This is a genomic window from Pediococcus cellicola (genome assembly GCF_001438655.1).
Lineage (GTDB): Bacteria > Bacillota > Bacilli > Lactobacillales > Lactobacillaceae > Pediococcus > Pediococcus cellicola.
In genome coordinates, this window is record NZ_JQBR01000005.1 from 21462 (window position 1) to 44644 (window position 23183).

At 38.5% G+C, this 23183-nt stretch carries 21 protein-coding genes, 1 tRNA gene and 1 riboswitch; of the genes, 13 read left to right on the plus strand and 9 right to left on the minus strand.

Going from position 1 to position 23183, the window contains the following annotated elements; genetic code table 11:
* Positions 1-134 precede the first annotated feature (134 nt).
* Positions 135-233: riboswitch (purine riboswitch) on the minus strand.
* 157 nt (positions 234-390) lie between these two features.
* Positions 391-1683 carry an aminotransferase class III-fold pyridoxal phosphate-dependent enzyme gene (locus IV80_RS05620; RefSeq protein WP_236699577.1) on the minus strand — a complete coding sequence of 431 codons (1293 nt, stop codon included), beginning with the start codon at positions 1681-1683 and terminating at the stop codon, positions 391-393.
* Positions 1684-1789: 106 nt separating this feature from the next.
* Here IV80_RS05620 and IV80_RS05625 point away from each other — a divergent pair, with 106 nt between their 5' ends.
* The 3 genes from IV80_RS05625 (at position 1790) to addA (ending at position 9809) form a co-directional block, all read left to right on the plus strand.
* Positions 1790-2395, plus strand: a complete 606-nt coding sequence (locus IV80_RS05625) for an SDR family oxidoreductase (protein ID WP_057750765.1) — start codon at positions 1790-1792, stop codon at positions 2393-2395.
* Between the two features lie 69 nt (positions 2396-2464).
* On the plus strand, positions 2465-6052 hold the full coding sequence (locus IV80_RS05630) for a PD-(D/E)XK nuclease family protein (protein ID WP_057750768.1): 3588 nt from the start codon (positions 2465-2467) through the stop codon (positions 6050-6052).
* Positions 6039-9809 carry a helicase-exonuclease AddAB subunit AddA gene (gene addA, locus IV80_RS05635; protein ID WP_057750771.1) on the plus strand — a complete coding sequence of 1257 codons (3771 nt, stop codon included), beginning with the start codon at positions 6039-6041 and terminating at the stop codon, positions 9807-9809. The genes IV80_RS05630 and addA overlap by 14 nt, the downstream gene beginning before the upstream one ends.
* 2 nt (positions 9810-9811) lie before the next feature.
* Here addA and IV80_RS05640 read toward each other — a convergent pair whose 3' ends face one another.
* Both IV80_RS05640 and IV80_RS05645 read right to left on the minus strand, forming a co-directional pair.
* Positions 9812-10339 carry a GNAT family N-acetyltransferase gene (locus IV80_RS05640; protein WP_057750774.1) on the minus strand — a complete coding sequence of 176 codons (528 nt, stop codon included), beginning with the start codon at positions 10337-10339 and terminating at the stop codon, positions 9812-9814.
* A gap of 212 nt (positions 10340-10551) precedes the next feature.
* Complete coding sequence (locus IV80_RS05645; protein WP_057750777.1) at positions 10552-10767, minus strand: CsbD family protein; 216 nt, start codon at positions 10765-10767, stop codon at positions 10552-10554.
* A 153-nt stretch (positions 10768-10920) separates the two neighbouring features.
* Between IV80_RS05645 and IV80_RS05650 the strand changes: the two genes are divergently transcribed.
* Complete coding sequence (locus IV80_RS05650) at positions 10921-11565, plus strand: NAD(P)H-binding protein (RefSeq protein ID WP_057750780.1); 645 nt, start codon at positions 10921-10923, stop codon at positions 11563-11565.
* Between the two features lie 237 nt (positions 11566-11802).
* Here the strand turns inward: IV80_RS05650 and IV80_RS10240 are convergent, their stop codons facing one another.
* The 5 genes from IV80_RS10240 to IV80_RS05670 all read right to left on the minus strand — a co-directional run bounded on the left by IV80_RS10240 (position 11803) and on the right by IV80_RS05670 (position 13755).
* Positions 11803-11937, minus strand: coding sequence for a hypothetical protein (locus IV80_RS10240; RefSeq protein WP_261763747.1), 135 nt, complete (start codon positions 11935-11937; stop codon positions 11803-11805).
* Between the two features lie 26 nt (positions 11938-11963).
* Positions 11964-12197, minus strand: coding sequence for a hypothetical protein (locus tag IV80_RS05655; protein WP_057750781.1), 234 nt, complete (start codon positions 12195-12197; stop codon positions 11964-11966).
* A 2-nt stretch (positions 12198-12199) separates the two neighbouring features.
* The gene (locus IV80_RS05660; protein WP_057750784.1) at positions 12200-12745 is read right to left on the minus strand and encodes a CvpA family protein; all 546 of its coding nucleotides are present in this window, start codon (positions 12743-12745) and stop codon (positions 12200-12202) included.
* Between the two features lie 258 nt (positions 12746-13003).
* Positions 13004-13076 (minus strand) — tRNA-Ala (locus IV80_RS05665).
* 160 nt (positions 13077-13236) lie between these two features.
* On the minus strand, positions 13237-13755 hold the full coding sequence (locus IV80_RS05670; protein WP_057750787.1) for a helix-turn-helix domain-containing protein: 519 nt from the start codon (positions 13753-13755) through the stop codon (positions 13237-13239).
* Between the two features lie 708 nt (positions 13756-14463).
* Between IV80_RS05670 and IV80_RS05680 the strand changes: the two genes are divergently transcribed.
* The 8 genes from IV80_RS05680 to IV80_RS05715 all read left to right on the plus strand — a co-directional run bounded on the left by IV80_RS05680 (position 14464) and on the right by IV80_RS05715 (position 21558).
* Positions 14464-15081, plus strand: a complete 618-nt coding sequence (locus tag IV80_RS05680; protein WP_057750792.1) for an ATP-binding cassette domain-containing protein — start codon at positions 14464-14466, stop codon at positions 15079-15081.
* Positions 15078-16232, plus strand: a complete 1155-nt coding sequence (locus tag IV80_RS05685) for a hypothetical protein (protein WP_057750795.1) — start codon at positions 15078-15080, stop codon at positions 16230-16232. The genes IV80_RS05680 and IV80_RS05685 overlap by 4 nt, the downstream gene beginning before the upstream one ends.
* Positions 16233-16422: 190 nt before the next feature.
* On the plus strand, positions 16423-17364 hold the full coding sequence (locus tag IV80_RS05690; protein WP_057750798.1) for an alpha/beta hydrolase: 942 nt from the start codon (positions 16423-16425) through the stop codon (positions 17362-17364).
* 135 nt (positions 17365-17499) lie between these two features.
* Positions 17500-18450 (plus strand): diacylglycerol/lipid kinase family protein, encoded by a 951-nt coding sequence (locus tag IV80_RS05695; protein WP_057750802.1) that lies wholly within the window; start codon positions 17500-17502, stop codon positions 18448-18450.
* A gap of 105 nt (positions 18451-18555) precedes the next feature.
* Positions 18556-19383 carry an alpha/beta hydrolase gene (locus tag IV80_RS05700; RefSeq protein WP_057750805.1) on the plus strand — a complete coding sequence of 276 codons (828 nt, stop codon included), beginning with the start codon at positions 18556-18558 and terminating at the stop codon, positions 19381-19383.
* Between the two features lie 103 nt (positions 19384-19486).
* Complete coding sequence (locus IV80_RS05705; protein ID WP_057750808.1) at positions 19487-20365, plus strand: aldo/keto reductase; 879 nt, start codon at positions 19487-19489, stop codon at positions 20363-20365.
* Positions 20366-20472: 107 nt separating this feature from the next.
* On the plus strand, positions 20473-20799 hold the full coding sequence (locus tag IV80_RS05710; protein WP_057750811.1) for a thioredoxin family protein: 327 nt from the start codon (positions 20473-20475) through the stop codon (positions 20797-20799).
* A gap of 90 nt (positions 20800-20889) precedes the next feature.
* On the plus strand, positions 20890-21558 hold the full coding sequence (locus IV80_RS05715) for an MgtC/SapB family protein (RefSeq protein WP_057750813.1): 669 nt from the start codon (positions 20890-20892) through the stop codon (positions 21556-21558).
* Between the two features lie 26 nt (positions 21559-21584).
* On the opposite strand, the gene IV80_RS05720 is transcribed toward IV80_RS05715, so the two are convergent.
* Positions 21585-22361, minus strand: coding sequence for an alpha/beta hydrolase (locus IV80_RS05720; protein WP_057750817.1), 777 nt, complete (start codon positions 22359-22361; stop codon positions 21585-21587).
* A 115-nt stretch (positions 22362-22476) separates the two neighbouring features.
* Between IV80_RS05720 and IV80_RS05725 the strand changes: the two genes are divergently transcribed.
* The gene (locus IV80_RS05725; RefSeq protein ID WP_057750820.1) at positions 22477-23112 is read left to right on the plus strand and encodes an SDR family oxidoreductase; all 636 of its coding nucleotides are present in this window, start codon (positions 22477-22479) and stop codon (positions 23110-23112) included.
* Positions 23113-23183: the final 71 nt, after the last annotated feature.

Sequence of the window (23183 nt, forward strand, 5' to 3'; positions counted from 1 at the left end):
TCAAATTAGTGCTCCCTTTCTGCTACTTAGCTGTATAAATGAAAATATGGAACTAAAAACAGGTCACAACGTGATTGTTGTGGCCTGCATAAGTCTGTCGTCTACTGTTTAGGAAAAACCAAATAAAGAGTTTATCAAAAACACTATTCGCCTATAGTCCAACATTTAAGGTGTCGGGTAGAAACTTATCAACCATATTATGACATTATACAGGTAAGTGCTATTAAATTGTGTGTCGTTAGTTTAGCACAAGGAAAAAAGATTAACAACTAGAAAAACTACATCTTGGTGATATTTAACTTAAATGAAGTTAAATCGCAATTCAAAAAAGCACTGAATTGGCCAGACTGGCAGCTAAAAATTGAGATGATAGCTATTTTTATCATTCAGCTAGCTTAACTGTTGAAGAGCTTGACGAATAATTTGAATACCTGCCATTAATTCGGTTTTTGTGATGACTAGCGGTGGTTGAAATCTAAGAATATGGTCCATGGTTGAGATGATAATAAGACCGTGTTCGAAGCAGTATTCACTTAATTGTGTTACAAATTCAGCTTGGTTAGGAGCAAATTCAATGCCGCCATTGAGGCCAATCATACGAACCTGCTTAATGATTGGGAATTCTTGTTGTAGTTTTAGAAATTGAATTTTCGCAAACGCACCAAGTTCGCGTGAGCGTTCAACCAAATGCAAATTTTGAATCTCATCTAGTGTGGCTAAACTTGCTGCACAGCAAATTGGATTGGCAGCTGTCGTAGTGGCATTAGCAGGTGAGGCAAGGGCGTCCATAATAGCGGCTTTGCCAATAACTGCTGAAAGTGGCATACCAGAGGCAAGTGATTTACCTACTGCCATGAGATCCGGCTCAAGATTAAAATGATCAATTGACCACATTTTACCGCTGCGACCAAATCCTTGGTTAATTTCATCCGTACAAAAGAGAATACCATTTTCATGGCAAAGCTGGTAAAGCCCGTGCATATATGCTTGGGGTGGCATAATGATGCCCGCATCTCCTTGAATAGGTTCGATTAAAATGGCGGCTACTTGGTCAGCCGGTATGTCATGTTTAAACAAATCCTGAAGTTCATTTAAGTAACGATTCGAAAAGTGGGTTAAGGACTCACCAGAAATTATTTTTTGTGGATCTGGAAATGGCAGATGGTAAATATCAGGGACTAGTGGCCCAATGCCACGATGCATGTTGGGATCAATCGCCGATAAGCTGGCAGCTCCTAAAGTTGTACCATGCCATGAGTTTTGGAAAGTTATAACGATAGGCCGTTTAGTATAGCTACGTGCAAATTTTATGATTCCTTCGGCGGCCTCGGAGCCAGAAGTACTAAAAGAGACCTTTTTGGCTGAACGACCTGGCGCAAGTAAAGCCAAGCGCTTAGCCAATTGGATGGCTGGTTCATGATAAAAATAGCCTGAAATATAATGAACAAGTTTGGCAGCTTGGTCTTGAATAGCTTGAACGACGTGCGCATTGCCATGTCCCACATTAACTGCCGAGGCGCTGGCTAGAAAATCTATGTAGCGATTCTGGTCCACATCCCAAACGGTGGCATTTTTAGCATGATCGACCACTAAGTCGAATTTAGTTACGCGTCCGGCTGCAGCCACATATTCGTGATCAAGCGCAATCAAATGGCGACGAACCTGTGTTTTCTTATCAGTCACCAACATCACTTCCTATTGTTATTAAGTTGCATTGATTATAGCACAGCAATTTTCCAACGTTCGTTTTATAATGGAAATATCAATTATGAACGGGGAGTATAGACTTATGAAACGAGTTTTAGTCATGGGCGTGAACAGTCCCATTGGAAGAGCTTTTTGGAAATTGTGCCAACAAAAATTAGATTCACAATACCAGTTTACCTTCATTGAGACAAAAGAAGCTGTACCGGAAGGCTTTGAAAAAGTCCAACCTATAAATTTAACGGATGCAGAAAGCCTAGCGCCAATAATTTCCGAGAATGATGTCTTGGTTATTAATGTGGCAGGCTGGGATGTGGATTACATTTTAGATGCGGTCATGGATGCCATTGAGGGTCATGGCATTCGTTTAGAAAAAATTGTGTTTTGTTCGGTGGCTGGTGTAAATAATGAGTTTCCTAGCGAAAAGATTACAGCGGTATCGCATGATTTTGGTGAATTCATTAAGCAGCAACAATACGCCGGAAAGTTAGTGGATGAATCAGAAATTCCCTACACTATTTTGCGACCAAGTGTTATCGATCAAAATACGACGACCAATTACCAATTATTTGACGAAGGACAGTCCATGCAGCAGGCAAAAGCAATCCGTCCGGTAGCAGTCGCGCAAGTGATCTACCAAGCCCTTAGTGAAAAACAATTTAAAAATCAATCTATTGGTATTGGGGGGTAAAAAATTGAAAATTCAGGTATAATAAAACAAAGCGAACGTGTGTGCGTATCTTTTCCACAGGAGGTAGTTATGGCGCTAAAATTTGTTTTAGGTAAAGCAAGTCGTGATGAACGACAAACAATGATCGATGAAGTGGATAAAACTTTGCAAGATGAAAAAATTTCGCAAGTCTATTATCTTGTACCTAATCATATTAAGTTTCAATCAGAGTTGACGGTTTTAAATGCGCTTCGTAAACAACATCGGCAAAACGAGACTACTTATGCGCAGAGTGCGTTGCAAGTATTTTCATTTTCTCGTTTAGCCTGGTATTTTATGAAAAACGAACCGGTTTATCAAATTCCGCGCCTTTCAAAAGCAGGCGTTGGGATGCTGATTGATCGGATTATTTTAGAGCATCAAGAGGAACTAACTGTTTTCAATGGTGAACAGACGCAACCTGGGTTTATTCAACAATTAGCTAGTCAATTTAATGAGTTACAAAAGGGTCAAATTACGGCTGAAGATTTTGAAACAATGGCTCAGGAGATCCGCACGGATGAAAATGCTACGGTTGATTTAACCGCCAAAATGCATGATTTAGCCATTATTTACACTGCTTTTGAAGAAGAAATGTTAGGGAATTACGTTGACAACAATACGTTGATGCGAGCACTCTGCGAATATCTTGATAGTCAAGACTTGAGTCAAACGGCCTTCTTTTTGGACGGTTTTTCGTCTTTTACGGCACAGGAAATGAAGTTGGTCCAGGTACTTATTCAACACGCTCATGCGGTCACAATGAGTTTGACAATTGATCGACCATACTATGATGCGTTGCCGGAACCCGAGAATATTTTTTATGAATCCGGGAAGACGTATTATTTGTTATATCAATTTGCAAAACAACATCACGTTCCAATTCAAACGGATCGCTTTGCAAAGCAGATGCGGGTGACCGATGATCTTGTTAAATTGGAAGATTTTTGGATTAAGTCATCTAATATGGTGCCGACCCAACCGGAGGCATTACTTGATAATAACAGTATTCAAGTGATCCAGACAGATAGTCGACGTACTGAAATGGAACAGGTGGCCCGCAAAATTAGGCAGTTGGTTGCAGATGATCGCACAATTCACTATCACGACTTTTTAATTTTAACGCGTCATTTGGATAGTTATGAGACTGTCCTTGATCCCGTTTTAAATGAATATGAGATTCCTCATTTTAATGATTTACAAATTTCAATGAAAGATCACCCGTTTGTGGCTTTAATTGAAGCACTGTTTGATGTCAAAGCTCATTATTATCGGTATCAGGATATGATGAAATTACTAAAAACAGAATTATTAATTCCTAAAATTGATAATCAGCCTATGTCAATTCAGGCATTCCGACAAGCTTTGAATTTAACAGAAAATCTCATTTTGAAAAATGGGTACGAAGGTGGAAAATGGCTTCAAAAACAAGATTGGCAGTATTTACGTTTTAACACGAGCGATTTTGGCATGCAAACGGACCGAGACTTGGCGATCACAGAGCAGATTAATATCATTCGCAATTATATTCGCAAAATTTTACCACCATTTTTTAAAGCTTTAGACCAAGCAACAACCGGTAAGGAAGCCGTTACTGTTTTGTATCAATTTCTGATTAATCAAGGCGTTGATGACCGCTTAAAAAATTGGCGAGATGAGGCAGTAAATGCTGGTGATTTAGCTAAGGGCGCGCAACCTGAACAAACCTGGCAAACTTTTTGTGACATGTTAGACGAATATGTGGCCATTTTGGGTAATCGAGAATTTACGATTGCTAATTTCACCTCACTATTAGATGCCGGATTTGAAGGTGCCACTTATTCCTTGATTCCTTCAACGCTAGATCAAGTATTAGTCTCAGAAACTGGGATGGCACAGATGAACGATCGCAAGTACACGTTTATCATAGGAGCAAATGACACGGTCATGCCAGAACGGTTTATTGATCAAGGAATTTTAACAGACGATGATTGTGCCACGTTACAACCAGTCCTAAATGATGAACAATTCTTTTCAAATGATAACAGTGCCCAAGCACGATTTGAACGATATTTAAATTATGTGGCTTTTTTGTCCGGTTGTCAGGAAATTCATTTCTCATACGCTATGAATGACAGTAACGGGAGTGAACTGCAATTATCTCCTTACGTTCAAGAAATTCAGACGCATTTCAATATTGAAATGCCGACATACTTTGATCGCCCACAAGTTACTAAAGAGGATACACGAGAATTTTTGGGATCCAAACGAAGTACTTTGAGTCATTTGTTACAGGTGAGTCGTGACAGCAAAAGTATTCAAAAGATGGTGACACCTGAGTGGCGTTATATTTATCGAGTTTTAAATCAAGACGCCCAGCTCGGGCCATTGACTAAACGGGTTTTTGCCAGTTTAAATTACCAAAATGTGCCTGTGAAGTTACATCCTGAAATTGTGGGTGAACTTTATGGAAATACGATCAATACTTCAATTTCAAAGCTTGAGGAATTTTATCAAAATGAATACGCCTATTTCTTGAAGTATGGCTTGAAATTACAAGAACGAGATGTTTTTGAGTTGTCGCCAGCTAGTACCGGTGAATACTTTCATATGGCATTGGATCACTTTGTGAAGTTAGTGACGCAAGAGCATCTGGATATTGGTAAGCTGTCGGAATCGGAAATGGACAACCTTTTGACTGAGGTCGTCAAGCAGGTAAAGGAACAGCCGCAATTTGAAATTTTAAGTAGTTCAAATCGTATGCACTATATTAATAATCAGCTTAATCAAACCCTGAAGCAAATGCTCAAAATTTTCTTATTACAAAGTGCTAGCTCCAAAATGCGGCCGATTAAAACAGAAGTCCTCTTTGGCCAAGTGGGCTCGGAAGTGGGATTAAAGTCCTTAGATTTCAACGTCTCTGATCACCATAAAGTTCGGGTACGAGGAAAGATCGATCGTATTGATGAACTTAATTTAACTTCAGAAGATGGTGGTGCGCGCAAGTATTTCGGAATTGTAGATTACAAGTCTAGTGTGCACGATTTTAATTTCCGGGATGTTTACTACGGCTTGGCCATGCAAATGTTGACATACATTGATGCTTTGAAACAAAATATTTCATTGATTGATCAAAGTGCTGTATCACCGCTTCTGTCAGGAGCATTATACATGCACTTACAAAATCCGACGGTGAATGTGAATAAATTGGGCACTATGGCACCGGATGCGATTCAAAAAGAGTTATTAAAACAAACGAAGTACAAAGGTATTTTACTAAGTGACCCTGAGTTGTTAGATAATTTAGACGTTCAGTTAGATTCGGGTGCTTCCTTGGTTTATCCCTTTAAAAAGACCAAGAGTGGCAAGTACACTTCTTATGATAATCGTATTGTGACGCAAACAGATTTGGAACGCTTGATTAAGCATGCAGAGCGCAAAATTGTGGAAGCTAGTCGCCGTATTTTTGCGGGTGAAGTGGCATTGAATCCAGCACGCTGGCCAGATACACATACGGCTTTACAATATTCTCCTTACAAAGAAATTATGCAGTTTGATGAAATGTTACCTGAGAATAATTATCATAAATTAGCTAATTTAAGTGCGAAAGAAGTACTCGAAATTTTAAAGGAAGAAGATGACAAGCATGAGCAAAACTAGTTTTACCCCTGATCAACAACATGCAATTAGTCACGGCGGTCACAATGTGCTTGTCTCGGCTTCTGCGGGGTCAGGAAAAACTTCTGTACTGGTTGAACGGGTCATCCAAAAAGTTTTACAAGGGACTGATGTAGATAAACTTTTAGTTGTAACGTTTACCGATGCCGCAGCGAAAGAAATGCGAGATCGAATTCAGACAGCAATTAACCAACAGATTAGAGTAGAAAAAGATTCTGAACAACAACGTCATTTGATTTCACAATTAACGAAGCTTAACACGGCAAATATTAGTACCATCCATGCTTTTTGTTTGGCAATTATTAGACGCTACTATTATGTCATTGATCTCGATCCGATTTTCCGCATTTTGACAGATGAAACAGAGGGAATTTTGTTACGGGAAGAGGTATGGAATGATCTTCGTGAATCCTTGTATGAAAAAGATGGCGAGATTTTTGCACAACTTACAGCTAATTTCTCTAATGATCGTAGCGATGATGGGTTTACGGATCTTATGTTGCGCTTATATGATTTCGCCAATGCGACTTCGGATCCTAAAGGTTGGTTAGCTAAGTTACCAGAAAAGTATCATATCGATTCAGATTTAGACAAAACGGCATTTTATCAACAACAAATTTTGCCCATCGTCAAGACAACTCTGCAAGGTGCTTTAGAAGGCGTTCAGAGTTTGCAAACAGCAATTCAAAATGGATCTGAGGATCTCGAAAAATTTAGTCCGATTCTAGCTAGTGATCACCAACAAATAGAAGAAATTCTAAAAAATGGTTTGACGGACTGGAATGTGCTGCGCGGAAAACTCCAGGCACTTGAATTTGCGCCAGTGAAGGGCGGTAAGCGTAACGATGAGGTAAAAGCCTTTAAAGCCCAAATGAAGGATGTTCGTGGCGATTCCACACACAAGGATGGCTACAAGATGCAACTGCAAGAGCTGACACAAAAATATTTTAGCTTAGATAAAAGTCAACTGACACAAGTGTTGCAGCATTCAGAAGCTTTAGTTACAGAGCTTTGCAAAGTCACCAACGCGTTTATGGATGCATACGCAAAAGAAAAACGGCACCGGCAAATTCTTGATTTTAGTGATTTGGAACACTTTGCCATGCAAATTCTGAATGGCAGTTCAGTCGAGTCCAAAAGTGCTCGTAAAGCTTACCAAAAACAGTTTGCAGAAATTATCGTGGATGAGTACCAGGACATTAATCCACTTCAAGAAGCTATTTTAACCAGTGTGGCGCAAGAACAACCAGGGAACATGTTTATGGTGGGGGATGTTAAGCAGTCCATTTATGCTTTCCGTTTAGCTGATCCACATCTTTTTATCAGTAAAGACCGGGCTTATCAATCCAGTGATATCGACGATGAACGGATTATTTTGTCGAAAAATTTCCGTTCAGTTCGAAATGTGGATGATTTCACAAATTTAATTTTTGAACAACTTATGGATCGAAAGTTGGGTGAAATCCCCTATGATGAAGATGCCAAGCTGGTGTATGGAGCCACTTATTATCCACAGGAAGCCTCAAAAGAAACGGAAATTCTCATCTATGATGATGACGATCAAGAAGATACGCAACCAAAAGAAGAAGCTAAGCCGGGGACATTTGAAATTGATGATAAATCGCGAGGGCAAGTCGCAATTGCAGGGCGTCGAATTAAGGAACTCATCGAAGAGAAAACTTTAATCTATGATCGTCATTTAAAGCAGCAGCGTCTGTTAACCTATGGGGATGTCGTTTTGTTAACACCAACTAGGAAAAATAATTTGACAATTGTGGCTTTGTTTAAACGAATGGGGATCCCGGTTGTTGTTAATGATGCGCAGAATTATTTTCAAACTACAGAAATTGCCATCATGATGTCGTTATTAAAGATTATTGATAATCCTTATCAGGATATCCCTTTGGTTGCGGTGCTACGCTCACCAATTGTGGGCTTAGATGAAAATGAATTAGCCTTTTTGCGTATTAATAATCGGACGGGTAACTATTTTCAGGCGGTATTAGATTTTCATCGCCAGTTTGATGCCAATCAAACTCAAGCCTTTCAATTAAAAGTTTTCGAAAAGGTTGATCGTTTTCTAGCGCAATTAACCCACTTTCAAGACATTGCCAATCAAAACCAGTTGGCAACACTAATTTGGACCATTTATGAAGAAACAGGTTTTTTAGACTATGTCGGTGGTATGCCAGCTGGGCAACAACGACAAGCTAATTTGAATGCTTTATATGATCGGGCGAGAAGCTATGAGAAAAGTAGTTTTAAAGGCTTGTTTCAGTTTGTTCGCTTTATTGAGCGCATGCAAAAGCGCAGTAAGGATTTAGCGGAAGTCCCCATTCATAGTGATGAAGCGGCCGTTCAGGTCATGACAATTCATGGAAGTAAGGGATTGGAGTTTCCAGTCGTAGTTTTGATGGATGCTTCCCATAAATTTAATACAGATTCACAGAAGGGAAAATATGTGCTTGATTCCAAAGAAGGGATTGGAATCACTTATTTGGACCCTGAAATCCGGATTCAAGTGGATACGCCACAAAAGTTGGCGATTACGGACCATATTAAACGCAATAGTTTAGCTGAAGAAATGCGACAACTTTATGTGGCTTTGACGCGGGCTCAACAACGACTCATCATCGTGGGAGCGTGTGATTCTAAAGAAAAGTTATTAAAAAAGTGGCAGACAGCTGCTCAAAGTTCAAGTTTGTTGCTGACAGAAGCCACGCGTTTAAATACCAATAATTTCTTGGATTGGATTGGAGAAGCTTTGGTTCGGCATCCACAATTTAGCGAAACTGACGTAGACCAGGTTACCTTGCCGGATTTAAAGACGGATACGACTCAGTTTGAAGTTAAATTTCAAACAAAATCTGAACTTCAGAATGTTACAGGAATGCCAATCGACGGGGAACAAAAGGATTGGTGGCAAGCCTTTGAAAAAGCTACCCATGAATTAGATGTGACTAGCTTAAATACACAAGAAATTGATCGGGTATTGAACTTCAAATATCCGCATCAAATTGCCACACAAACAACGGCTTATCAGTCAGTATCAGAAGTAAAACGACTATTTGATGATCCAGATAGCTTAGAAATGACATTATCTACCGTACAACAAGATCAAACGTTAAAAACACAGAGTCGATATGTCACAAATGATTTGGGGACCCCTAAATTTCTCCAAACGACAATTAAGCCTAAACCAACAGAAATTGGGACGGCTACGCATTTAGTGTTACAGGAAATTCCACTGGATGTGCCGCCTACAGAAAAAAGTGTTCAAGATTTAATTGGCAAGCTATCAATGGATCGGGTCATTACTCCTGAAGTCGCCGAGTTAGTGAATGTTCAGCATATTTTACGTTTTTTTGATTCGGATCTTGGAAAACTCATGTTGGCCGAACCAGAAAAGGTTCATCGTGAGGTACCTTTCTCACTCTTAATGCCAGCTAAACAACTGTTCAGTGGTTTTAAAGATTTCTCTGATACGGAAGACACCCAAATTCTTATTCATGGAATTATCGATGGGTATGTTGAGTTGAAAGATCGGGCGGTTTTATTTGATTACAAAACGGATTATGTACAACCAGGCAGTCCAAAAAACGGGGTGCAAAATATCATTAATCGCTATGCCGGCCAGCTTAATTTGTATGCTGCGGCCTTAACGGATATCTTAAAACACCCCGTTGAAGAACGGTATTTGTATTTGCTTGCCATTGGTCAGCTAGTTGAAGTTCACTGAAGCTAGACTAGGAATAATTGGTAGGCACGCCGAATTTCTTTTGGATCATTATCCATTAAGACAATTCCGCGGTAGTCGAAACCACACTTGGTAATTAGATGTTGCATCAACTTATTGTCAGGATGTGTGTCAATTCTGACTTGTGAGTACCCAAATTCATAAGAAAGAGTTAGTAAACCAGAAATCATCTTTTCAGATAAATGTTGTCCACGAAAGTTTGGTGACATTGCAATGCGATGAATGGCTGAATATTTGGCATTTTTAGCTCCTTGCCATGTGCCTTCTTGAATGATTGCGTAATTGGGATCTGCACCAAGTAGTAAAGCAGCATAACCTGCAATTTGACCTTCAATTATAAGGACGTATCCCATGTGATTAGTTACATCAGCTTCAAGGTCCGGTAAGGCTGGATAGCCATCTTGCCATTGATCAATGCCTTGATCCTTTAGAAATTCTTGTGCGGATTGAATAATCTTTAAAACGGTTGGTAAATCCTGAACGGTTGTTTTGCGTAAGTAGGCAACAGTCACAGGTGTCACTTCCTTTATCAGTATTAAAAACTCATTTTAGCGCAAAATAAGGGGTCTGTCATTAACCGCTAATAAAGGTTAAAAAGTATATGTAATTGTAAAAAAATAAAAGATTCGTCGATATCCTTTAACAGGGGAGAATATCAACGAATCTTTTTTTCATAGAGGGGAAATTATGGTAGTTAAGATGTCAATGGGATTTAGTAACTTTGTTAATCTTTGTGATCATCACGATCTAAGACTTTGTTAATTTCTTCGGCAGCTTTATCTTTTAACTCGGCTGCCTTGTCTTTTAGATTGCCCTTTTTCTTTTGGGCCTTGCCCTTTAATTCTTGAGAGTCATCATTTGTGACTTTTCCAGCGGTTTCTTTTGTCTTACCAGCGGCTTTGTCTTTCAATGCGTCTAACTTATCATTGGTTTTCGACATTTTGGCACCTCCTTATGATTTATATAAATTTTATCTTAAACAAGTGCCGTCCGTCAATTTAGATGCTTATCAATGTTATAAAAAGTGTAAATGGTTGCAGTCTTAATTGTAAGTATTATAATTACAGTTGAAGACAAGAAAGGGGTTTTATAAATGAGTAAGGTTATTATTTTGGGAGCAGCAGGGCACATTGCACGTCTAGCGGCTAAGCAATTAATTAAAGAAACGGACGATCAACTTACCCTATTTGTGCGCCATCCAAAGAAGTTAACAGATGTTGATGAGAATCGTGAAACGGTTGTTGTGGGAGATGTCAATGATGAGGAAGAATTAACCAAAGCCCTTAAAGGACAAGATCTTGTTTATGCAAATTTAGGTCCTGATGACACCGATAAGATGATTCCCCACATTGTGAATGCCATGCACAATGCGGGATTAAAGCGATTAATCTGGATTTCAACTTTAGGTGTGTTTGATGAAGTTCCAGGTAAGTTTGGAGAGTGGAATAAGCAAATGTTAAATCCAAGTGGTTATTTGCCAACCCAAGCAAAGGCTGCCAGCGAAATCGAGGCGTCCGACTTAGATTACACAATTGTTCGGCCAAACTGGTTAACTAACAAGGATGAAGTGGCCTATGAAACAACTGGGCGTCACGATGATATGAAAGGGACTGAAGTTTCTCGCAAATCAGTTGCGGATTATGTCGTGAAACTAATTCAAAATCCGCAAAAGGATGTTCGTACATCAACGGGCTTGAATAAGCCAAATACGGATGGAGATAAACCAAGTTTTTATTAATACAAATAAGACAAACGAGATTGGAAAAAATTCCAGTCTCGTTTGTCTTTGTACTTTTATAGTCACAATTGTGAAAAATGGCGGACTTTTCTGTTTAGCTACGAAAATCAAGCGATTCAAAGGATGATCCTTTGATTTTCCCAGACTGACGGTGCAATTTTAGTTGCATACACAACTAGTAGGCACAGAGTCAAAGCACCTCGGCTTCCACTTTGGTTTATGGTCCTTAACGCTGGGTTAAGAGTCTTTTGGTGCTTTCCTTAAAAATAAGCGGTAGCCAATGAATAAGGCACCACTGACAGAACTAATCGCAAACAAGGAAAAAATAAAACGACAGATTGCGATAGTTAAGAAAATAAGTGGATCTTTCATTTGTATCCCCCCCAGATAGTTTAAATTTAGAGTGTTACGGTTGTGAAGTCGTGTGTGTTTGCATCATAGGTGTGCTTGTATTGGAGCTCACCATGCTTTTCAAAAAAGCTATTTGAGTCATTATCGTCAAGATAGAAAAACGAGCTGTTATCGCCATTTTTGAAGATAATTCCTGCTTGAGGATCCGTGACCTCAGTTAAAGAAGCAGTCGGGGTAGCCAAATGGGAGGCAATATATTTTTTGATTATTCGATAGTTCATGGTTAATTTTCCTCGTTTGAAATAGTATTCGTGTTGGTTGTTTCGTCGGTATTTAAGATATATTTACTTAAAATATCCGATGAAATCCCGGGCGTTTTTTTAATGATAAATTGGGCTACTTGTGAGTCTGAAAGTTGTGCCTGATAGGTATCACTTGGCAAGAATTGGCTAACAATCAAAAAAATGAAAATTACGAAATAGGCAATCACAATACTGACGATTCCACCAGCCAAACCGTTAACTTGTTTGATGACCGGAATCCATGTAATTAAACGGGACCAATGTGCGATAAGTCGGACTAAAAGCCAACCGATAATCATTAAAAACATGAAAGCAACGGAGCTCATCACAGCCAAACTGCTTGCAGAACTTTGTTCACTGTTGAAGGTGGTTGCAAAAATTTCGGCGACCGGTTTACAAAAGATTTTGGCAAAAATGAAGACTGCAAAGTAACCGATTGTGTAAAGTAATTCGATAACCAAACCTTTGTGGAGCCCACTTATGAATTTCCATAGTAATATGGCAATGATGACAATCGAGAGAAGCATCACGCAACCTCCTTATAAAATGAATACTCTGAATTTACCATAGTTTACAGAAGATTGCTTGGATGACTGATAAAACTTAATGTAATTTAAATGAGTTGCTGCAACTTCATAAAAAAAGTTGATGCTTACTACTCAATAATGTAAGCAGGGTTAATGCCTATATTACTGAGTAGTCAAACTAAGCGTGGCTGATCTATTAAAAAAGACTGACATAGCAAGCGTTTAATGCGCCTATCTGTATCAGTCTTTTTCTATTAGTGGACCCTAACGGATTTGAACCGTCGACCTCTTGCATGCGAAGCAAGCGCTCTCCCAACTGAGCTAAGGGCCCAAAAAGCTTACTTGAATAGTATACCGCAAAATACCAGAAGAAGAAATTTAAAAATTAAAGTAGCTGTACAGTTTGTTGCTTTAAGATAAATCAAGTTACATAATTAACTTAAATGAAGTTCAAGATTGCCTTTTTGACGAAATGATTCCAAATTTGTATACTAATTAACTAAAGTGGTTTCGGTATGATAGTGGGTAAAAAACATGTCATATGTCCAGGCACCTGTGCTGATTAGGCTGACCATTAAAACAATAATAGCAACTATATAAATCCATCTAAAAAGGTTGTTAAACTTATTATTTCGAAACATCACATAAATGGGAATAAAGATTCCTAACATGGGAATAATTGCACTTACAATAGCTAGAATTAATAGCTCCATACTTTCATCTTGAGCATTGTACATTTTACGGTTAAGGAAGGTCTGCCTTTTAGTGGCTTCTATTATATTTTTAGTGTTGATATTAAGTTTTTTCTTGAGAGTTTCATTTTCAGCTAGTAAATCATCTAATGTTACTGAATACAACTTGCTTAAGCGAATTAAATTATCAATATCTGGATAAGCGCGATTGTTTTCCCATCTCGATATGGCTTGTCTGGTCAGAGCTAAATTGTCTGCAACTTCAGTTTGCGAAAGATGTGATTTTTCACGATACTTTTTTAATTGTTCACCAAGCATTATGTTTCCCCCCATTAGCCAAGTTGTTATGATTAATTTATTAATTATACCGCGTTTGAATTATTTTTGTTGTGTGAATTGAACTTCAAATGTAGTAGGAGGTAATCAATAATTTCCTGGGGGAAACTAATGGTTTCTTTTTAATTTGAAATAAATGTTCGATAATAAACGTGGCTAAAACGGAATAAGTAGGTTTTTACTAAAATAATGATGGTTATTTGGTGTAACCAGGAAGGAGCGTAGTCATGAACTTAAATTTTCAAAAATACTCAAAATGGTTTCGATTTTTAGAATATTTATTTTTTCCGATTTCGAGTTTTAGCTTAATCACATGGGGCGTGAATATGGGACACTACTTGATTGAATTAATAGATTTTGGTTATATGTCGATATATTTACTGACTTTTTGCATTGAAACCATTATCCATAGTTTGAGAAAAAATCGCAAAATTGAAGATATACATGAAAAAAGGATTCACATGAATCGTTCTAAAGAGAAATACACAAAATGGTTTTATTTTATTAATTATTTATTCTTTCCTGTGGCTATGTTAAGTCTAATTGCCACTGAAACTAGTCAATACAACTACATCATCAGGTGGTCAATACTGATGTACGTGGGTTTGGACTTGTTTACTTTTGTGTGGTTGTTTGTTCAAAAGCGGAGACGAAGAAAATAAAATTGTAAGAAGAAGGAAAAAACTAAAAATGTTATCTATCCAAAATGTAACAATCAAAACGCGACAACCAATTCTCGCTAATTTTAATTTTGAATTTCAACCACACAAAGTTTATGGTCTAATAGCTCCTAATGGTTCCGGTAAAACGACTTTCTTTAGGTCTGTTATGCAATTAATCCCATCGGTTTACGGAAAGTATCAGATTGACGGTCTACCAATTGGCAAACAACTACAAAAAATATTTTATTTTGAATCGTCTAACTGGTTTGACGATAATTTAAGTGGTTTAGATTATTTATTGTTTATTAAACAGATCTGGGGTTCTTCGATTGATATAAAAAACTTGATTCAAGATTGGCAAATGATTGATTATATCAAGTTACCAATTAAAAATTATTCTTTGGGCATGAAACAGCGACTGCTCATTGGACTATATGAAGTTAGTGATGCTAAATATATGTTGATGGATGAGATCACCAATGGTCTTGACGAGGGGAATCGTGACAAATTATTTTCAAAAATTAAACAACTGAGAGATAACGACAAAATGATTGTAATTTCATCCCATTATAAAGAGGATCTTGAATCAATTTGTGATTATGAGCTTTTTTTGGAAAATAATACAATGGTGGTGAAAAATGCATGAGCTATAGAAGCTACTTGAATCGGAAAATTTTGAAAAATAAATTCAATTTTATTCCATTGATCATTTTAATTGTCATGGTGTTAGTTTGTTTAGCGTTTAATGTGAATAATAAGGCTGCAAATAGTTACATAGTGGATGCCAAAGACAATATCCGTCAGGGAAAACAGGCATTACGAGATTCACAAAATGATTTGAAGAGAAAGAAGCTAACAGTCAGTGATAGAAAACTAGATTTAGCAAATATTGCCAACGAGAAAAAAGATATTAAGATCAATCAAACGATCATCATGTTATCTCATCAGCATCAGTGGCGAGTAGCCTACCAACAAAAGGTTCGTCAAATTCAAGAGGATTTAACTGTGGCACAGACTAGTAAAGGCAGCGGTTCTGGGCTTATTAATGCAATGAAACGAGATCGCCTTATTTATCAAGATTTGGCTTCAAAAAATCTTGAGAAACAAGATGATGATTTTCCGACACAAGGAATCGGCTACAGTGTCTGGGTATCAAAAACAATTCTACCGTATTTATTGGTATTAGCGATCACTTTTGTTTTGGTACAGGTTTACGGAGATGCGTTTGAAGGTAAATTAAATAAGAATAAGTTACTACCCATTTCTAAAGTGACGATAACTACTCAAAATATTTTGAGTGGTAGTTTTTTTGCCATTGTCTTGTGGATACTTACCGAATTGATTGCATTTATCGCTGGAACTGTCATGTCTGGAATTGGAGCCTTGAATTACCCATATTTGTCCTATGCAATCGGATCGGGAAAGATGCTGCTTCAAAACATTTCGAAACTTATCTTACCTTCGTTGATTTTGCAGGGATTAGCAATTGTTTTCATAGTGGAAATCACTTATTTTATTGTAATTTTAGTTAGAAACCGGCTGGCTGCATTATTCGTTATTTTACTGTTAACCTTGGGTCTTATTTTAGTAACGACGGTAGTTGAACCTTTGCAACGAATTGCAGCATTTTTACCAACCACGTATGTTAACGGAATTTCCATTGTGTCCGGGCAATATGGGCACGCAATTGCAAATAGTCAAATTTCATTTGCAACGGGTGTTATCACTTTGCTGATTGGTATTGTGGGACTGTATGGATTCACACTTGTAATGAATATTAAACTTAAAAAATTTTAGTTTTTTTATAAACAAGACTCCTTTTGCAAAGGAGCCTTTTGTTTTGTTACAATGGATTGGTAGCGGATTCAATAAAACGAGTCTTCTTCATGTTTTCGTCAATATTCTAAGATATAATGAAATTAACAAACCAATAAATTGGAATAAATATTGTACAAGTAAACTTTAAAATTTTTAAGGAGATGATGATGTGCGTGCACAAAAGATACTGAAAGTGGCTGGCATATCGTTGATTGGGGTAGCTGCAAGTTTGGGTATAAGTAGCTTAGTAAGCTACCAGATGGGGATCAGAAGTTCTAAGTCGCAAAAACGACGGGCAATTCGTAACGCACGTGTTAAAGACAATACTCCGGATAGCTACAACTGGTACAAACAATTAATTAAGCAAACTTGGTTTATTCGGGCTGAGGATGGCATCCACTTAGCGGCAACGTATCTTAATAATAATAGTCGTAAGACGGTGATTTTAGCACACGGCTATCATCATGCGCATGAACAAATGATTCCTTATGCCAAATTGTTTATGGATTTGGGATACAACGTTTTAATGCCAGATGCCCGCGGACATGGGATTAGTGATGGCAACATCATCGGTTTCGGGTGGCTTGATCGTAGAGATTACATCAAATGGATTAAAGAAGTGAACGCGCGGAGCAAAACACCACAGAAGATTGTCTTATTTGGGATAAGCATGGGAGCAGCAACCGTCCTGGCTACAGCTGGTGAAGCAGACCTGCCTGATAATGTTGTCGCTGTAGTAGAGGATAGTGGGTTCAGTTCAGCCCAAAAAGAATTCAGTTATCGCCTTGGGCACCACTATTATTTACCCCCATTTTTAAGTACATTTGTCAGTTTAATGACAAGCGTGACCGGTGGTTATTCCTTAAAGGAAGCAGATATTGCCCATCAGGCGGCCAATATTAAGATTCCAGTGCTCATGATTCATGGGGATGCGGATCGTTACGTACCAATTGAAATGATGGCTGAAATTAAGGCTTCACTAGCAAAACAGTTACCCAAAGAAAGCCACCGTGTTTCAGGAGTGGATCATGTGGCTTCGCGAAAGCACGATCCGAAGAAGTATCATCAGACAATTGAGACCTTTTTAAATCACTGGGTAGACCAAAAATAGCGCATGGCGACTGGGAGTGTATGTCTCAGTCGTTTTTTTGTGAAAAAGTGGTGACAGACACATTCTGCCTAGTTTTTTGCCATTTTCATATGGTAAACTGTAGCGTAATAAGCTTTTTGGCTAGGAGGGATGAGAATGCCCAGTACACGACCCACATTTATGATGATCGTTAATCCATTTGCAGGAGCTGGTCAGGCTAAGAAAATTTGGCCCAAAATTGAAGTTCAATTGAAGGAACAAAAAGTGAACTACAGTGTGCTCATGACGACGCATCCTGGACATGGCATTCAGCTGGCACGCAGTTTTGCGTTGCAGCATAAATTCGAGAAAAATTGGGTAGTTGTCGCAGTTGGTGGTGATGGTACGTTACACGAAGTTTTGAACGGACTGCATCAAGGTGGTGGCGATCAGATACCGTTAGGATATATTCCAGCTGGTTCAGGAAATGATTTCGCACGGGGAATTAACTTACCGACACAACCTTTGGCGGCACTTTTACGCCTACTTGAAGTTCAAGCACCAACTAGCTTGGATGTGGGTGTGTATAAAAATCGGCTGGATTCACATGAAACACTATTCACGAACAATGTTGGCATTGGTTTTGATGCAGCAGTCGTACATGCGGCTAACGCAGGGCAAAAAGAGCATTTAAAGAAATATCACCTGCAATCCAGCGCTTATGTTTTTTCCTTAATTAAGGCATTTTTTAACCAAAAAGGATTTCGGTTATCGGTGGAGACGGCACAAGCCAAGCAACAATTTTCAAAGGCTTTTTTAGTCACCACAACAAATATTAAATATTTTGGCGGAGGCGTTCCCATTATGCCGACTGCAAATTTACATGATGGCAAGCTCGATTTGGTAGTTGTAGAAAAAATTGGCGTACTTCGTTTTATAAAGCTTTTTGTTGAAATGCTCACGACAGGGAATCACCTTAAATCACCGATTGTTCACCATTTTCGAGCCGAAACGCTGCATTTAAGTACAAATCTACTAGAGAACGGACAAGTTAATGGAGAGAACATTCAAAAGCAGAGGTTTGACTTGCATTTTAAGGTCACGCAACGGCCGTTTTGGATTAAGTAGGGTTGGTTGGCCTAAATCTTTCCTTTACTTACAAAAAATAGTAGAATAAGCGATGTTATTATAAAATGTTTATGAGTGAATTTTGAAAATAAATGGGGGATATAAATGAACGCAGCGACCATTTTTGTGCATGGTTTCAATGGTGGCGTGAGCTCGACAGGTCATATGATTTCAGCGGCACAACATGCGGGTTGGGCGCAGCAGATTATGACGGCAACCATCACGCGTTATGGCAGGATTTCAATTACGGGTTCTGAAAATGTGCATGCTAAAAATCCGATTATTCAGGTCCTTTTTGAAAATAATCGGGCACCAGAATTTGTCCAAATTAATTGGTTACATAGCTTATTGATCCTGCTAAAACGTGAATTTAATATTATGGAATATAATGGTGTCGGACATTCTCTTGGAAGCAATGACCTCGTTAACGAAGCCTTGTTATACGGGGATGATTTGCGGGTTCCCAAACTAAAAAAGTTGGTTACAATTGCGGGGCCTTTCAACGGGTTACGTGGTTTTTTACATGCTAAACCTGTTGCTGAAATTTTAAAAATGGATCATCGGCCAGTTCACCAGACGAAACATTTCAAACGAATGCTTCAGTATCGTGACCACTTCCCAAAGGGCGTACAGTTGTTTAATGTCGTGGGTAAAGTAGAAGGCTATTTTGATAATGACTGTTTTGTTTCAGTGAATTCAGCGCGTTCTGTCAAATATTTGCTGCATGGTGTATTGAAGGATTATCGGGAGCTTTTGGTTACTGGCGAAGATGGTTATCACTGCAGCTTGAATCATAATCCGATGGTCTTTGAAGCCATGAATGACTTTTTGTGGAATGACTATGCCACATTACCTAACATGCAGACTCGTCAGGTACCGGTCATGGCGTCAGAAAAAAATTTAAGCGAAGACTTAGCTACGAATGCGGGATAATCCTGTTCATTCGTAGTTTTTTTAATTTTAAGCCAAATTATATGCAATTTTAATCATGAGCGTTCAAAATGGGGTATGGTAATAAAATATGAGGAGGCAAATAATGGTAGAAAAAGTAAAAATTGGTAAAACAGATGTGATGGCAACTCCGATTGGCTTAGGTACAAATGCAGTTGGTGGGCATAACTTGTTTCCTGATTTGGGTGATCATGTAGGTGTCCAAATTGTTAAAACTGCTTTGAATCATGGTGTAAATTTCTTAGACACTGCCTATGCTTATGGGTTCGGTCGCTCAGAGGAACTGATTGGTCAGGCCATTCAGGATTATGATCGTAAGAAAATTGTGATTGCGACCAAAGCGGCTCAAACTCCAGGGCATCCAGATCGATTGGATAATTCACCTGAGTTTTTGAAACAGGCAGTAGAAGATGCATTGAAACGACTTGATACAAACTACATTGACATTTTTTATATTCATTTTCCAGATGGCAAAACACCTTTAAACGAAGCTGTTAAAGCTCTTGATGAGAAAAGAAAAGAAGGTAAAATTAAAGCGATTGGACTTTCAAATGTTAATTTGCAACAAATTAAAGAAGCAAATCAAGATGGCTTAGTTGATATTGTTGAAAATCAGTATAGCTTACTTCATCGGGAGGCTGAAAAGGAATTAATGCCATATTTGAGGGCTAATCAAATTTCATTTGTCCCATACTTTCCACTGGCTTCTGGATTGTTGACTGGTAAATATTCTGAAACAGTTTCGTTTGCGTCTGATGATATTCGCCATATGAATCCAGACTTTCGTGGAGATCGCTTTACTCAGATTGTGCAACAAGTCCAAAAAATACAGCCAATTGCTGATAAATATCATGCTACGATTGCACAAATTGTTCTGGCGTGGTACATTAAGAATTCAGACGTAACAGTGGTTATTCCGGGTGCTAAACAGGTCAAACAGGTAGAAGCAAATTCGGAAGCGTAAAAAGTTACCCTATCTGAGAAAGAATATGATACAATTAAATCATTGTTTAAAGACTTATAAAAAGTAAGTGTTTAACGATCATAGATTAATTTGTGGGAGGAATTACAATGGATGCACAAGAACAACAATTAACGGATCAGGAAATCCTTGATGCAATTAAAACTGGTAAAAAAATGCTATTTTTCACGGCTGGATGGTGCCCTGATTGTGCATTCATCAAACCGGTAATGCCAGAAATTGAAGCTGAGTATGATCAATATGATTGGATTACAGTAGATCGTGATGCCAACATTAAGATCGCGCAAAAATTTGGTGTGATGGGAATTCCTAGCTTCATCGCATTAGAAGATGGCGAAGAAATCGGCCGTTTTGTAAATGGTGACCGTAAGACTCGTCAAGAAGTCGAAGCTTTTGTAGATAGCATCGGCAAATAAAATAATCAGATTATTAAAAAATAAACAGGATTGTCTGTATACTTAATACAGATAGTCCTGTTTTTATATTGTAAGGAGGCGTGATCGGACATGACGGCGGCAACACAACTTGATTTAATTCTTCGGGTTCTCATTGCGGGTGGCTGTGGTTTTGCAATTGGTTATGAGCGCGATGCCCGAGCAAAAACAGCGGGATTGCGTACGCATATTATTATTGCAGTGGGTGCAGCTTTGATGATGATTGTGTCTAAATATGGATTTGCGGATTTACTTGGAAATAAAGGAATCGAACTGGATCCGTCACGAATTGCAGCCCAAATCGTAAGTGGTATTGGTTTCATTGGAGCCGGAACAATTATTGTGAGACATGAAGATGTCAATGGCTTAACGACTGCAACTGGATTATGGACCACGGCTGGAATTGGCATGGCCATTGGTGCGCACATGTATGTGGTAGGGATTATTTCCGCGTTGCTAGTTTTAGGAACACAGGTGATGCTGCATCGAAACTTAAGCTGGTTGCGATTACCCAACACAAATGAAGTGAGAATGCGCGTAAAACCTGGTGATCATAATATTTCGACGATTCAAAATAAGCTTCAGGCTCAAGATATTGAAGTAACAAGTATGCATGTCAGAAAGGCAGACACGGCTGATATCGTTCATATGGCCATTCAATCTTCAAAAAATTTTGATATGGCTAAATTAACCGCTATTCTTGAGACCGTACCGGAAATTATTGATATGGAAATTTATTGATAAGTGGTTAATGTGATTAAAGACACTCAGTGCCACAAAAATTCAGCCACCAGTTTATCAACCTGAGGATTTTCGTGTAAGGCGCTATGTTGAGCCTTGAAACGATCACCTTCAATTGTAACATGACGGTAGCTTGCCACATGGCCGGTGACAACGGGCTGCAAAGCTTCGTTACTTTTTAAGGGAACAGCGGTGTCAGTACCCGTATGATTTAAATTACCGGCGATATTCAGAATTTTTAAGTCGTGGGGAAGATTGCTAGCAGCGGTTGCGAGGCTATTTTGCGGTGTAATGTAACCAAAAGGAGTTCCAATAGCTACAAATCTTGTGATTTTAGGATATTGATTATTTTGAACCTGTTTATTCTCCAGATATTCAAGAACCACACTGCCACCCATGGAATGCGCTACAAAGTTAACATGCTTAATATGATAGACCGACTTTAGTTCTTTCATAAATGCAGGCAAATATTGCATTTGTTTTTGAGGATCTTGGTTGTTTACAAAGGTGAGCTGAATCAATGGATTTTGAACCAGGTTACCTACTTTACGAATATGTGCCAGTCCATTAGCATCAATAGTTACCTTTAAGGCCAGATGAGCCAGTTTTTTATGATTGAGGCGCCGAATCATACCATTAAAGGTGTAGGTACTGCCATTAGAACCGGGAATAAGAACAGTAGCTGTATTACTGGTAGTGACGTGAACATGATTGAGTGGTGCATTTCGATGTTGAACGTAAAGTGTGCCACCAATTAGACAAACCATAATTAAACTAAAACTGTAAATTAAAAATTTTTTCATAGTGAACTCCCCAAGTGCTTTTAGTTCAACATAACACGAGATCATGATAGGGTTAAAGTTAAGTAGAAAAGTTTACAATTATTTAACTAAAACGAGTATAAATGGAGGTACTTTTGTGAAAGTATTTGTAATCGGTGCGCACGGACAAATTGGCAAACTATTAGTGGCCCAGCTACTTGACCGTGGCGATGAAGTGGTTGCAGGAATTCGTGATACTAAACAACGAAGTTTCTTTGAAGATCAAGGTGCAGCAACTCAGTTATTTGATTTGAATGAACAGCCAGAAGAAATGGCTAAAGTTTTAAAAGGGGTTGATGCCGTGGTATTTAGTGCAGGCTCAGGTGGTAAAACCGGAGATGACCAAACACTTTTAATTGATTTAGATGGGGCAGTTAAGAGTATGGAAGCCACACAAAAAGCTGGAATCAAACGGTTTGTGATTGTTAGTGCCATGAATGCCGAAGATCGTACGCTTTGGACAGCAATTAAGCCATACTATGTGGCTAAGCACTACGCAGATTTGTATTTGAAAGACGAGACCAATTTGGATTATACCATCATCAAACCGGGTGTTTTAACAAATGAAGCTGGCAAGGGCGGAATTCAACTTAACCAACATAAAGGCCAAATTGCACGTGAAGATGTGGCTGAAGTGATTGTTGCAACGTTGCATAATGATCAAACAATTAAGAAAGAGTTCGCGATTAGCGAGGGCAAAACACCTGTCAGTGAGGCAGTTAACCAGGTCTAATTCTATGTATAAAAATTCATTTGAAACATGTTCCATTTAGGGCACATAAGCCTTTTAATGGAACATGTTTT